Source organism: Polaribacter atrinae (assembly GCF_038023995.1).
Classification (GTDB): domain Bacteria; phylum Bacteroidota; class Bacteroidia; order Flavobacteriales; family Flavobacteriaceae; genus Polaribacter; species Polaribacter atrinae.
On sequence record NZ_CP150660.1, the window covers coordinates 79,897 to 94,758 of the forward strand.

At 30.1% G+C, this 14,862-nt stretch carries 9 protein-coding genes and 1 pseudogene; 6 read left to right on the top strand and 4 right to left on the bottom strand.

The window, feature by feature from the left end; all coding sequences use genetic code 11:
- Positions 1-97 precede the first annotated feature (97 nt).
- Positions 98-1,873, bottom strand: a complete 1,776-nt coding sequence (gene argS / locus WG945_RS00305; protein WP_068448537.1) for an arginine--tRNA ligase — start codon at positions 1,871-1,873, stop codon at positions 98-100.
- 189 nt (positions 1,874-2,062) lie between these two features.
- Between argS and WG945_RS00310 the strand changes: the two genes are divergently transcribed.
- Positions 2,063-2,587 carry a YkgJ family cysteine cluster protein gene (locus tag WG945_RS00310; protein ID WP_068448536.1) on the top strand — a complete coding sequence of 175 codons (525 nt, stop codon included), beginning with the start codon at positions 2,063-2,065 and terminating at the stop codon, positions 2,585-2,587.
- A gap of 170 nt (positions 2,588-2,757) precedes the next feature.
- Here WG945_RS00310 and WG945_RS00315 read toward each other — a convergent pair whose 3' ends face one another.
- Positions 2,758-4,863 carry a thioredoxin domain-containing protein gene (locus WG945_RS00315; RefSeq protein ID WP_082864171.1) on the bottom strand — a complete coding sequence of 702 codons (2,106 nt, stop codon included), beginning with the start codon at positions 4,861-4,863 and terminating at the stop codon, positions 2,758-2,760.
- A gap of 265 nt (positions 4,864-5,128) precedes the next feature.
- Here WG945_RS00315 and WG945_RS00320 point away from each other — a divergent pair, with 265 nt between their 5' ends.
- The 5 genes and pseudogenes from WG945_RS00320 (at position 5,129) to bglX (ending at position 10,660) form a co-directional block, all read left to right on the top strand.
- Entirely contained in the window at positions 5,129-5,512 is a 384-nt protein-coding gene (locus WG945_RS00320) for a hypothetical protein (protein WP_317039173.1), read from the top strand.
- 24 nt (positions 5,513-5,536) lie between these two features.
- A pseudogene (locus WG945_RS00325) lies at positions 5,537-6,973 on the top strand (glycoside hydrolase family 3 protein); the annotation flags it as partial.
- 123 nt (positions 6,974-7,096) lie between these two features.
- Positions 7,097-7,345 (top strand): fibronectin type III-like domain-contianing protein, encoded by a 249-nt coding sequence (locus WG945_RS00330; protein ID WP_340867186.1) that lies wholly within the window; start codon positions 7,097-7,099, stop codon positions 7,343-7,345.
- A 67-nt stretch (positions 7,346-7,412) separates the two neighbouring features.
- The gene (locus WG945_RS00335) at positions 7,413-8,396 is read left to right on the top strand and encodes an SMP-30/gluconolactonase/LRE family protein (RefSeq protein ID WP_082864170.1); all 984 of its coding nucleotides are present in this window, start codon (positions 7,413-7,415) and stop codon (positions 8,394-8,396) included.
- An 8-nt stretch (positions 8,397-8,404) separates the two neighbouring features.
- Complete coding sequence (gene bglX, locus WG945_RS00340) at positions 8,405-10,660, top strand: beta-glucosidase BglX (RefSeq protein WP_068448535.1); 2,256 nt, start codon at positions 8,405-8,407, stop codon at positions 10,658-10,660.
- Between the two features lie 188 nt (positions 10,661-10,848).
- Here bglX and WG945_RS00345 read toward each other — a convergent pair whose 3' ends face one another.
- Both WG945_RS00345 and WG945_RS00350 read right to left on the bottom strand, forming a co-directional pair.
- Entirely contained in the window at positions 10,849-12,744 is a 1,896-nt protein-coding gene (locus WG945_RS00345; RefSeq protein WP_068448534.1) for a cytochrome-c peroxidase, read from the bottom strand.
- Positions 12,745-12,827: 83 nt separating this feature from the next.
- A complete protein-coding gene (locus tag WG945_RS00350) occupies positions 12,828-14,432 on the bottom strand; it encodes a metallophosphoesterase (RefSeq protein ID WP_068448533.1) in 1,605 nt (534 codons plus the stop codon).
- Between the last annotated feature and the right edge of the window lie 430 nt (positions 14,433-14,862).

Below are 14,862 nucleotides of genomic sequence, written 5' to 3' on the forward strand. Positions count from 1 at the left end.
TCTTTTTTGTAAAAACAAAAAAGGATGCCACTTCAATCCCTAACGCTTGCTAATTTACTAACTTTTGGTCTTACAGCCAATGTAAGAATCAACTAATTTACATTCTCTCTGGAACCTGAATTCCTAACAATAAAAATGCAGATTTAATAGTATCAGCTACTTTTTTAGACAATTGTACTCTAAAAGCTTTTTTATCTAAACCTTGTTCTCCTAAAATATGCACATTCTGATAGAAAGAATTAAATTCTTTTACCAAATCATACGTGTAATTTGCAATAATTGCTGGCGAATAATTAGCAGCAGCTTGTTGCACCGTTTCTGGATATAACTCTAATTGTTTTAGTAATTCTTTTTCCTTTTCGTGTAACTCTATCTTTACAGGTTCAGAATAATCAAAATCTGCTTTTCTAATAATAGACTGAATTCTAGCATAGGTATATTGAATAAAAGGACCTGTGTTTCCTTGAAAATCTACAGAAGATTTTGGGTCGAACAAGATTCTCTTTTTAGGATCTACTTTTAAGATAAAGTATTTTAAAGCACCTAAACCAATCGTTTCATATAACTCGTTTTTTTCAACATCAGAATAGCCATCTAATTTCCCTAATTCTTCAGAAATTTCTTTTGCAGTTGCTGTCATTTCATCCATCAAATCATCGGCATCTACAACAGTTCCTTCTCTAGATTTCATTTTACCAGAAGGTAAATCTACCATTCCGTAACTTAAATGATGTAATTGTTTGGCCCAATCAAATCCTAATTTTTTTAAGATTAAAAACAATACTTGAAAATGGTAATCTTGCTCGTTACCAACCGTATAAACCATTCCACCAACATCTGCATAATCTTTTACACGTTGTATAGCGGTACCAATATCTTGCGTCATATACACTGCTGTTCCGTCAGAACGCAACACAATCTTTTCATCTAAACCATCTTCTGTTAAATCACACCAAACAGAACCGTCTTCTTTTTTATAGAAAACACTTTTTTCTAAACCTTGTGCAACTACATCTTTACCTAATAAATACGTGTTACTTTCATAATATAAGGTATCAAAATCTACACCCATACTTTTATAAGTAACCTCAAAACCTTTATAAACCCAAGAGTTCATTTCTTTCCAAAGAGCAACAACTTCTTCGTCTCCAGCTTCCCACTTCAACAACATTTGTTGTGCTTCTACAAATAACGGAGCTTCTTTTTTAGCTTCGTCTTCGGTTTTACCTTCCGCAATTAATTGCGCAATTTCTTTTTTATATTCTTGGTCGAATTTTACATAGTAATTACCAACCAATTTATCACCTTTTAAACCTGTAGATTCTGGCGTTTCTCCGTTTCCGAATTTTTCCCAAGCCAACATAGATTTACAGATATGAATACCTCTATCGTTAATAATCTGTGTTTTATAGACTTTTTTACCAGCAGCTTTTATAATTTCTGCAACAGAATAGCCTAATAAATTGTTACGAACGTGCCCTAAGTGCAAAGGTTTATTTGTATTTGGAGAAGAGTATTCTACCATCACTGCTTTTTCATCCGCCTTTGGCGAAACGATTCCATATTTAGAATCTGGGTAGATCGAATTGAAAAAGTTAGTATAAAAACTATCGTCAATGACTAGATTTAAGAAACCTTTTACCACATTATAATTAGTGATTTCGGTAACATTTTCTACTACATATTTACCTAAATCCTCACCAATTTGTACCGGATTTCCTTTTTTGTGGCGCAATAAAGGGAATACTACTACCGTAATATCTCCTTCAAATTCTTTTCTTGTTGCCTGAAATTCTACAGTTGGAATTTCTATATTGTATAGTGCTAAAAACCCTTCTTTTACTTTGGTTTCTATAATGTTTTGAATGCTCATTTAGTATCGAAAATTGAAATGCAAAATTACGTTAAAAGATTAAAAGATTCAAGCCTTCACAATTAAAGATTTACATGTTTAAATTAGATGAATTTTAAGCGATAAAATAGAAGTAATCTATGTCTAAGATATTTGTGAAACCTTTTTTTAGAAATCTTGTTTTAAACTATTAAATTGTATTTTTGCACAATGGAAAAACGTCTAGAACAATTACCAAAATTAGCAGAAGAAGCTAAAAAGGAAAGTCTAAAGTACTTTGCGACGCTTAAGAAAAGAACGCCCAAAAATTTAGATTACGTTGTACAAGAATTGCATGATGCAGAATTTAAAAAAACAGATTGTTTAACCTGCGGAAATTGTTGTAAAACTACAAGTCCTATTTTTACGGATAAAGATGTAGAACGTATTTCTAAGCATTTAAAAATGAAAGTGGCCGGTTTTACAGAGCAATATTTAGAAAGAGATGAAGATGATTTTATGGTGTTAAAAACAGCACCTTGTTCTTTCTTTGACGAATCTGATAATACTTGTTTTATTTATGATGTTCGGCCAAAAGCGTGTTCTGAATATCCGCATACAAATAGAAAAAAGTTTATAAACATATCTGATTTAACGGTTGCAAATACAGCAATTTGTCCTGCTGCTTATTCTATTGTAGAAGCATTAAAAAAAGCAGTACCTATGGTTTCTAAAGTGAAAAAAAGAAGGAGTTAATTAGGCTAATTGTTAAATATATCTAAAAATAAAATTCAAATATATTTTGGCATAGAACTTGCTTTTATAAATATGAAGACAACGTAGTTAACTGTTTTCATTGTGTAGATTATTTGAATTAGTTGATTAAACAAACCATCTCTTTGGAGATGGTTTGTTAGTTTTATAAATTATTTGTTAATCAACTCAATCGCCTTTATAGTTTCTTTCTGCGGCAGTTTACAAGTACCTAAATTACAGACGTAAATGAAAGTTTCATCTGTTATAAATTTATCCTTTAATAAAGGAATGGTGTTGTTTTCATTGGTAGAACCTACAATGATGGTATTAGGAATGTAATGCTCTTGTAATTCATTTTTAAGGAGCGTTGCTTTTTCTCCAACAATGGCTACTTCATAAAAAGGTCTTGTATAATTAGTCATCAAGTTTAACCAATTACTATAACCAGATGGAGTTTCTAAAATATGACCAAGCATATTATGAAGCATTTGTTTTGCTATTTTAGTGTAATTTGTATCATAATAATACAATCCTAATTTAAACAAACAGTTTGCTAAAATAGAATTTGGAGAAGCAATTACATTATCATCTACTTTTACTTTTCTAGTTATTAATTTTTGACTTTTATTAGAGGTAAAGTAAAACATATTGTTTTCTTTATTAAAATAGTGTTCTATTGTAAAGTTCATTAAATTTCTAGATTCTTGTAACCATTTTTCATCAAGAGTTACTTCATACAAATTAATAAAAGCATCTATTAGAGTTGCATAATCTTCTGAATATGCCTCAATTGTACTTTTTTCATTTTTGTAATTACGAAATAAGTTTCCGTCTTTATGTAATTGGTTCTTTAAAATAAAATTAGCATTTTTTAGTGCGGCTTTTAAATAGTCTTTATTTTTTAATGCTTTATAAGCGTCTAGATATCCTTTTATCATTAAGGCATTCCAAGAAGTTAAAACCTTACCATCTAAATTAGGTTTTGCTTTTTCCTTTCTGGCTTTTTTAAGTATTTTTTTCCAGTTTTTTATGGTTGATGAAAGTACATCCGCATTTATTTTATGTTTTTGAGCAAAAGCAGCATCCGTAGAACTTCTTATTAAAACATATCGGTCTTTTTCCCATAGGCCAAAATCACTTATATTATAGTACTCTTCAAACAAAGCATAATCATCAGTAATTAAATTTTGTAATTCTTGTTTTGTAAAATAATAATATGCACCTTCTTCTAATTCGTTTTTTTTGTTTTTACTATCCGCATCTAAAGAGGAAAAGAAAGTCCCATTTTGGTCTGTTAATTCTTGATTTACAAAATTTAAAGTTTCTTCAATAACTGTTTTGTACAACTCTTTTTTGTCTTTTTGATACGCTTTTGCATACAAACTAACAAGTTGTGCATTGTCATAAAGCATTTTTTCAAAATGAGGAATGTGCCATTTTTTATCAGTAGCATATCTAGAAAAACCTCCGTTTATTTGATCATAAATTCCACCAAAAGCCATTTTTGTTAAGGTAGTTTCTACATGGTTGTTTATGTTAAGATCATTAAATTGATAGCCATATCTCATTAAAAAATCTAAAGAATTTGGCATTGGAAATTTAATATCACTTTGTTCACCACCATATATTGTGTCAAAGTTTTGTTTCCATTTTAAAACAGCATTTTCTATTTCGATACCTTTAAATTCATCTTTGTCTTCTTTTAGTGTAATTAATTCAGATTGCTGTAAACCTTCCGTTAGTTTTGTTGCAAAAGCAATTGCTTTTTCTGGAGTTTCATTATAGAGCGCAGAAATGTTTAATAAAATCTGTTCCCATTGTTCTTTAGTAAAATAAGTTCCTCCAAAAATTGGTCTACCATCTGGCAATGCAATGCAGTTAAGCGGCCATCCACCGCTACCGGTCATTAGTTGTACTGCATTTAAATATACATTATCTATATCTGGTCTTTCTTCTCTATCAACTTTAATATTAATGAAATTTTCGTTCATTATTTTGGCTATTGAATCGTTTTCAAAACTTTCTTTTTCCATTACATGACACCAGTGGCAAGCAGAATAACCAATAGAAATAATAATTAACTTATTCTGGTCTTTGGCAAGTTGTAATGTTTTATCATTCCAAGCTTTCCAATTAACAGGGTTGTTTGCATGTTGTAATAAATAAGGACTCGTTTCGTTGGCTAATTCATTTTGACTTGCTGTTTCTCCGTTTTTATTACAACTTAAACAGAGCGTTAAACATAAATAGAATAAGGTTTTAGTAATGAGTCTCAAGCTTTTATTTTTTATTAAAAATTAAATTCAAATATCAATAGGACTAAAGTATTATAAAACTCTAATTTAAAAAATTCTTTTGATGCAAAATCTAAAGCATCAAGTAACTCATATGTGTTATTGCCTTATAAAATGAGGTGTTAAGGGAGTAATTGCAACAAATGTTTTAATCTTAGTTCAAATAGTTTTATTCATATATTTAGTTAAATAGTAGTTTTATCGAAAATAGTAAACAATAAAATAAACTTTAACTATGAGACTAGCGTTGAAAAAAAATATCCCTGTACTCGTTTTTGTTTTGTGCTTGCAGATTTCATATACGAAAGCACAAAATAAGATTCCTAAAATTGAATTAGAGAAAAACCAAATATCTACAGTCTTTATAGAAGCCAAAATAGATAGTATAATTGCTGTTTTAACTTTAGAAGAAAAGGTAGCAATGACGCATGCACAATCTAAATTTAGCACAAAAGGTGTTGCTAGATTAGGTATTCCAGAAGTTTGGATGTCTGATGGACCTCATGGAGTGAGAGAAGAAATTAGTTGGGATGCTTGGGAAAATGCAGGTTGGACAAACGATGCTATCACCGCTTTTCCGGCGCTTACTTGTTTAGTAGCAACTTTTAATCCTCAATTAGCTGAAAGTTAAGGTTTTAGTTTAGGTGAAGAAGCTAAATATAGAGAAAAAGATGTACTTCTTGGTCCTGGTGTAAATATCTATAGAACACCAATGAATGGTAGAAATTTTGAGTATTTAGGTGAAGATCCTTTTTTAGCCTCTACCATGGTTGTACCTTATATTAGAGGTGTACAAGAAAACGGAATTGCTGCTTGTGTAAAACATTTTGCTTTAAACAACCAAGAACATTGGCGTGATAAAATTAATGTAGAAGTAAGTGATAGAGCATTGCATGAAATTTATTTGCCAGCATTTAAAGCTGCTGTGCAAAAAGGGAACGTTTGGGCATTAATGGGCGCTTATAATAAATTTAGAGGTCAGTATACAACGCATCATAAAATTCTACATAAAATTTTAAAAACAGATTGGGGATTTGATGGAGTTGTTATTAGTGATTGGAGTTCTGTGCACTCTACAGAAGAAGCTGCGTTGTATGGCGTAGATATGGAAATGGGAACAGGAACAGATGGTTTAGGAACCACTACAAATAACCATTATCAACATTATTATTTAGCAAATCCATTTTTAAAAGCAATTAAAAATGGAGAGTTAAGTGAAGATTTAGTAGATGATAAAGTACGTAGAATTTTAAGATTAATGTATCGTACAAACTTAAATCCTAACAGAACTTTAGGTAAACTTAATACTGACGAACATCTTAAAGTTGCTAGAAAAGTAGCTATAGAAGGAATTGTGTTATTAAAAAATGAAGATAATTTCTTTCCTATTCAGGATAAAAAAGGAGTAACAATTGCCGTTATTGGAGAAAATGCAACGAGAGATATGACACAAGGTGGAGGATCATCTCAATTAAAACCTCTTTTCGAAATTTCTCCTTTACAAGGGATAAAAGAACGATATAAAAATGCAACCATTGTTCACACAATGGGATATGAATCTGGCGCTTCTGTGTATGATGAAATTCTACCTGCAAGTTTAAATCAAGATTCTTTGTATGTAAAAGCAATAGAAGTTGCTAAAAAAGCAGACATCGTTCTTTTTGTAGGAGGATTAAATAAAAGTCATCACCAAGATAGTGAAGGAGATGACAGACAAGTTTATGGCTTACCTTACGGACAAGAAAAATTAATAAACGGAATTTATGAGGTTAATAAAAACATAGGATTCTTATTAGTTACAGGAAATGCAGTAAAAATGCCTTGGGTTTCTAAAACAAAAGGAATTTTACAAACGTGGTATTTAGGTAGTATGGCAGGTCATGCAATTGCAGATATTGTTAGTGGAGATGTAAATCCTTCGGGGAAACTTCCTTTTTCTTTTCCAAAAGAATTAAATGACAATGCAGCTCATACTTTTGGTAGAATTTCATATCCAGGAGATGGAGTTAATCAAGAATATATAGAAGATATTTTAGTAGGATATAGATGGTTTGATACTCGAAAAATTAAACCTCAATATGCTTTTGGTTACGGATTGTCTTATGCAGATTTTAAAATTTCTGATGTAAAGATAGATCAAGAAAAATATGCTAAAAAAAATCAAATAAAAGTAACTTTTAAGGTTGCTAATACAGGTGATAGAGAAGGAGCAGAAGTGGTACAAGTATATGTTGGTAAACACAAGTCTAAAGTAAAAAGAGCTTTAAAAGAATTAAAAGGTTTTGCGAAAGTAAATTTAGAGAAAGGAGCAGAAAAAACAGTTACAATTTCTATTGACGCAACCTCATTAGCATATTATAATACAGAGATTTCAGATTGGTCTGTAGAAGACGGAACGTATTATTTATACGTAGGCAATGCATCTAATAACATTGTGAAAAAGATTAAGTTTAATTTGTTTTAATTTGAGTTGTTAAAAGTGGAAAAGCAGTATAAAGTTACTTTGTGCTGCTTTTTTTGAATAAAAAATTATGATAAAAAAGATATTATGTATTAGTTTTTCAATATTACTATTTGCTTGTAATTCTAAAAAAGAATATAGAGAGAAAATTGTAAAAGGTAAAAATAAAACGGTAACACTAGCTTATCAAATAAAGGCCAAGTTAGGAGAAGGTGCTATATGGAATTATAAAACACAAGAGCTTTATTGGGTAGATATAGAAGGAAAGAAATTTAACATTTATAATCCGAAATCTAAGGTAAATACAATTTTAAATACAGCATCTAGAATAAGTACTGTTGTTCCTTTTACAGAAAATGAAGCGATGATTGCTCTTGAGGACGGAGTGCATAAAATGAATTTACAAACCGGAGAAAGTACTTTGTTTACAGACATGAAAAGTGAATTACTTGGCAGTAGATTAAATGACGGAAAATGTGATCCAGCAGGAAGATTCTGGGTTGGTTCTATGCATTTTAAACAAGAAAAAGGAAAAGCTAATTTGTACACTATTTCATCAGAAAATATTTTACAAAAGAAAATTGATAGTGTAACAATTTCTAACGGAATTGTTTGGACTTCCGATAAAAAAACGATGTATTATATTGATACGTCAACATCAACCGTAAAATCTTTTGATTATAATAATGAAACAGGCGAAATATCAAACGAAAAATTGGCTGTTAAAATTCCGATTTCATTAGGTTTTCCTGATGGAATGACAATTGATGAAGAGAATATGCTTTGGGTTGGTATGTGGAATGGTAATGCAGTTATCAGATTTAATCCTGTAACAGGAAAAGTTATTTCTAAAATAGAAGTTCCTGCTCATAATATTACTTCATGTGCCTTCGGAGGAGAAAATTTAGACATCTTATATATTACTTCTGCAAGTGTAGATATGACGGCTGAAGAAATAGAGAAATATCCTTTAGCAGGTTCTATATTTAAAGTAAAACCAGGTGTTAAAGGAGTAAATAGTAATTTTTATATCGAAAATAAATCAACCAAATAAAAAATATTATGAGAAAATTATTCCTTTTTATACTGTTATTGGTAACAATTATAAGTTGTAAAGAAAATAAAAATACATCTTCTGTAAAAGACACTATGCATGAAGCTAAGATTCAAGCTTTACTACAAAAAATGTCTTTAGAAGCAAAAATTGGGCAAACCAATTTAAGAGGAATGCACAGCACAGAAAGTGAGCTTCCTGAAAAATTAATTGCATCTGTTAAAAAGGGAAGTGTAGGTGCTTTTTTAAACATCATGAATTTAGACTATGTAGATGAATTGCAAAGAATAGCGGTAGAAGAAAGTCCGAATGGAATTCCGTTAATTTTTGGTAGAGACGTAATACATGGTTTCAAAACTATTTTTCCAATTCCTTTGGGATTAGCTGCTACTTGGAATACACAAATAGTAGAAAAATCTTCTGAAATTGCTGCTTTTGAAGCAACGTCATTTGGCATACGATGGACGTTTGCACCCATGTTAGATATTGCAAGAGATAGCCGATGGGGGAGAATAGCAGAATCTCCAGGAGAAGATCCTTATTTAGCAAGTGTTTTAGGAGCTGCTTATATCAAAGGTTTTCAAGGAGATAATTTAACAGATCCTTATAGAATGGCGGCTTCTGCAAAACACTATATTGCTTATGGAGCTGCCATTGGCGGTAGAGATTACAACACGGTTAATTTAAGTGAACCACTTTTAAGAAATGTTTATTTACCTCCATTTAAAGCCGCTATAGATGCGGGGTCTGCAACGGTTATGAGTGCTTTTAATGAAATAAACGGAATTCCGGCAACAGGAAATGAGTTTCTATTAAAGGATGTTTTAAGAGGAGAATTGCAGTTTGATGGTTTTGTAGTAAGTGATTGGGATTCGGTTACAGAAATGATTGCTCATGGTTTTGCTAGTGATGAAAAACATTCGGCAGAATTAGCAGCAAAAGCAGGATTAGATATGGAAATGAATAGTGAAGCTTATGAACATTATTTAAAAGAATTAATTAAAGAAGGAAAAGTAAGTATAGAAGAATTAGATGAATTTGTTCGTAATATTTTACGAATTAAATTTAGACTTGGTCTTTTCGAAAATCCATATAGAAACAAAGAACACACAGGAAACTTGTATGCAGAAAGTCATTTAAAGGAAGCTAAAAAAGCAGCGATTGAAAGTACCGTTTTGTTGAAAAATAAGGATTCTATTTTACCAATATCAGAAAAAACAAATGTTGCTATAATTGGTCCTTTGGCAAATGCCCCACACGAACAATTAGGAACTTGGGCTTTTGATGGAGAAAAAGAACATACTAATACGCCTTTAGATGCTTATAAAAAAGTAAATACAAATTTTCTGTTTGCCAAAGGATTGGATTATAGTAGAGATAAAACTAAAAAAGGATTTCAGGAAGCAATTGATATTGCAAAAAAATCTGATGTTATTTTATTCTTTGGAGGTGAAGAAGCTATTTTATCAGGAGAGGCACACAGTAGAGCAAATATAGATCTCCCTGGTGCTCAAGAAGAACTACTTAATGAATTGGCAAAAACAGGAAAACCAATTGTTTTAATTATTATGGCAGGTAGACCTATTACTATTACCAATATTATAGATAAAACGGATGCTGTTTTAATGGCATGGCATCCAGGAACAATGGGAGGTGAAGCTTTGTATGAAATTATAAATGGTATAAAATCTCCAGAAGGAAGATTACCTGTTTCTTGGCCTAAAACAGCAGGACAATTACCGTATTTCTACAATCATAAAAATACAGGTAGACCTGCAGATAGCATTAACTATATTCCTATGGATAAAATACCTATTGCTGCGTGGCAAAGTTCTTTAGGAAATGATTCTCATTATTTAGATGTTGGTTTTACACCACACTTTCCTTTTGGTTATGGTTTGTCTTACACGACTTTTAAATATGAAAATGTATCAATTTCTAAAGATGTTATCAATTTTAATGAAGATTTAGAAATTAAAGTATCCGTAACAAATTCGGTGAAAAAGGATGGTAAAGAAATAGTACAATTATATGTACAAGATATTGTGGGGAGTATTACAAGACCGGTAAAAGAATTAAAAAGGTTTAAACACGTATTCTTAAAAAGTGGAGAAACAAAAGAAGTTACTTTTAAAATTTCTTCTAAAGATTTAGAGTTTGTAAACCATAAAATAATAAAAGATGCAGAAGAAGGGACGTTTAATCTTTGGGTTGGCCCTAATGTTGCACAAGGTTTAAAAGCTTCTTTTACTCTTAAAAAATAAACATTAGCAAGTTGAATTAAATTAAATACATTGGGGTAAAAAGAAGGTGCTTATTATATAGAGTTCCCTAAGTTTTGCTTATGGGATTTTTAATGCAGATGAACGTGTATTATATTAAAAATATATTAGAAGAAATTTTTAGTTGTAATGTACAGTTGACTTCAGTATAAGCTTCTTTATATCAATATTTATTCTAAAACTTCGTTTTTAGTTTTGTTTGTCTTGTGATCTGAAGTGTCAGAAAGTGTTTTGATGAAAGCAATAATAACATTAATTTCTTGTTTAGATAAATTTAAATGAGCGTTCGAAAGTGTTTGGTTTTCTACTTTTAACCCCATTCCTTCTCCGCCTCCTAAATTATAAAATGCTAAAACATCTTCTAAAGTATAAAATAATCCATTGTGCATATAAGGAGCCGTTAAATCTGTATTTCTAATAGAAACTGTTTTAAAAGAATTTTTAAAATAAGGTTGTTTATCACCTTTAAGACCATTATCATAGCGACCTAAATCATTATCTAATTTAGGCGAAATTGAATCAAAACCCTGTGTAATTCCTAATACTTCCGATTCTGTTTCTAAATAAAATGGTGGTGTAGTACCGTTAAAAACCGGAGCAAAATGGCAAGTTGCACAAGTTCCTTTTCCCATAAATAAATTAAAACCTCGCTTGGCATTTTCTGGATATTCTTTAATTTCGTTTCTTACGTATTTATCAAAAAGACTATTAAAAGACTTTAATGAATTTACATAGGCTGCAATTGCATTACTTATAGATTTTTGATTGATGGTCTGTTTATGAATACCTCCATAAGCATCTTTAAATAATTTTCTATAGTTATTGTTTTTAGTTAATTTATTAATTATTACTTTAAAAGTAGTATTAAATTCTAAGGGGTTATCAATAACATGAGCCACTTGCGATTCTAAATTAGAAGCACGCATGTCTAAAAAGTAACGCGTGGAATAACCTGCGTTTAAAAGGGTTGGAGCATTTCTAGTACCAAAGGTTCCTTTTTTATTAGAAACACTTTTTGGCAAACCATCTGTAAAACCTTTACTAGGGGAATGACAAGTTAAGCAAGACATTTTACCACTATTAGAAAGCAAGGGATCATTAAATAATAACTTACCTAATTTAATTGTTTTTTTATTATCTAAAGGTAAGTAAACTAATTCTGAATAAAAATTGGCATTAATAAAGTTGACATCAAATATATTTTTTGCTTTATAATTTTGAGCGTGTTTTTTATAAGGTTCTAACAGGGTATTATTTAAGTTTTGAAATTCTAATAATTCTGCATACAACGGATTTACTATTTCCTTTAAAAAGAGCATTCTATCAAAATTATTAAAATTATTTTCTGATAGTAATAAGTTTTTACCTTTTTTAAATACCTTTATTATGTTTTTAAATTTAGTGTTTGCATTAGAATTAATTTCTTCTTTAAAATAAGAAAAAGTAGTTTCCATACTTTGTAAACTCACCAAACTTTCTTCTAGACCATTTACAGAACCAGGTGTATCGTAACCTGTTATTCCTAGGGTGAAAATCCGTACTATGCCAGAGCGAATAGATTCTATAATTTGACTAGGTTTTAAGGCAATAGGTAAATGGCTTTTTAAAAGAAAATCTACTCGTTCTTTTAATTTATTAGCCAAGTTTTTAATCTGTTGTTTGTTTTCTAAAGAATTTTCTTCAAAAACGACTTCATCTAAAGCTTGTAAACCATTTGGGTGTATAACATTTGTCGCTTCAAAATATTCACTTATTTTGGGTAAAGGAGCTCCGTTTATATAACTGGTATTGTAAAATGTTTGGTAATAATCAAAAATGAATTCAATTTTTTTATAAGCTAATCTTGTTTTTTTAATTTGGTATTTTATGTCTTTATAAGAACCGATGTTATTTGAAAGGGAGTCTAATAAATTAACTTCTTTTTGAAACTTTAAAAAATTACTAGAATAAACAAAGGCTATTTTTTTTAAAACAGGATCGGTTTTATAGAGCTTACTTCTGTTTTTACCCGATAAGATAAAAAAGCAAGTAAAAAGTAAGATACATAAAACACTTTTTTTTTTCATTGTATACAAAGTTTATCAATTATTAAGGCTTTTTTATTCTTATAAAAAAGCCTTAATAGTAATTCTTTAAAATTGATTTTTTATTATTTTAAGAGAACAGATTTGTAAAAAGTTTTTTTATCTGTAGTTATTTCTAAAACATAAGTACCTAACTCCATCTTTTTAACGTCAATTTTATTGTGTTTACTTTCTTTTATAAGTTGACCAATAGTATTGTAAAACTTAACTGATTTTAATTTTTCTGTAGGGTTGATGTTGATTGTAAGTAAACCATTAATAGGGGCTATAAAAGATTTTTCACTTTTTGTTACTTCCTTTTCAATTTCAGGTTTAACAGTTATGTTAGATTTATTGATGGTAAAATAATCATCAATTTCATTATTATCACGTAAAAATTTAACGGTTAAATTTTGCCCACCTTTTCCGTCATCATCAATCTCCATAACACAAGAACCTAACTTGTTTAAAGAAATATACATGGCTTTATGGTTTAACTCACCACCAGATATTTGTCCAGAAGATCCTGTTGTAATATAAACAGCTCCTTTTGTGTCTATATTTGTTTTTTTGTAGGCTCCATTTCCATTTATTTTTCCATCTCCATTTCCATTTTCACTAACAATGTTACCACCTTTTGTTGTTTGATTAGCATTAAAAGTATTTGAAAATCCGTGATGTCCGTTTAAAAAATAAGAACGTTCGTAAGAATGACTGTGCCCGTTTAAAACAAGGTCTATACCATTGGCTTCTAACATTGGCATAAAATTTTCTCGCATTTCAATAAGTCTATCTTCTACATCAGAATCATGAGAACCTTTAGAGTATGCAGGATGATGAAATAAAGTTACAATCCAATCTTGTTTTGTGTTTTGAATATCTGATAAAGCCCAATTATACATGGCATCTCCAACGGCACGACTAGAATGATGAGAGTCTAATATTATAAAATGGATATTAGCATAATTAAAAGAATAATATGCTTCGGTACCAGATGCTATTCCGCCTGCTTCTGCTTTTTTAGGAAAAGTAAAAATATCATAATAAGGACCAGATTGTGTGTCTGAATCTGCCGTATAACCATCGTGGTTGCCTAAGCAAGACCAAGCTACAGATTTTTTTAACATTTCATCATAAACATCAAAAAAAGCAAGTTTATATTCTTCATCTGTTCCGCTACTATAAGCATTGTCCCCTAAAAGGAGCATCATATCTGTCTTACCAGGGTTAATAGAATCAGAGTCAACATACTTATAATAAGCATCTCTTACATTTCTTTGGCTTTTATTATCTGTACCAGGATCTCCCAAAATCCATGCGCGAACAAATTGATCTGTACCAACTTTTGGAGCAGTTACTACATACATGTCTCCAGAAATACTTTCAGACAAAACTTCTTTTTGATTACCGATGTTAAAATAATATTTGGTATTTGGTAGCAAACCAGATAAAAGAACTTCATGCTCTGTTGTTTGTTTTTTATTTGTTTGGTTCTTAAATAAAGAGTCTAATTTTGTACCGTAATTAACAACAGATGCTGTTGCAATATTTGTTCTCCATTTTACAATAACACTGGTTGATGTTCCGCTTTGTAAATAGGGGCCTCTTTTTACAATAGTAGAAGTAGAAGTTTGAGAAAATAAAGATACCGTAATCAGCATAAATAGTAAAAGCATGCTTTTTTTAATCATAATATTTAGTTATTAATGGTGTTTTCTAAAGTTTTAATTTGTTCTTTTAGCTTAATTATTGACTTCATATTTTTAAATTTTATATCTAATTCTGCTATATTCATATGAGCCAGTTGTAAAGCAATATTTGCTTGTTGAGGTTGGTTAACGTTTGCTAAATATTTAGCTTTTTTATAATACCAAAACTCATTTCTATTGTACTCACTAATAAAATAATTATACTGTTTAATTACTTTTTCTGTTTGATGAGATTCTTTTAAATATTCTAATTTTTTTAACTGAAGAGATAAAGTGTTTTTTCCAAGTTTATCTAACCCTGTTTCAATAGCACTTAATGCTTCTTTATAGTTTTTATTATTTTCCGTAAGTATAATGTTTGCATATTCTAAGATCTCTTCCGGACGAATTTCTGGTAGGTTCTTAATAACAA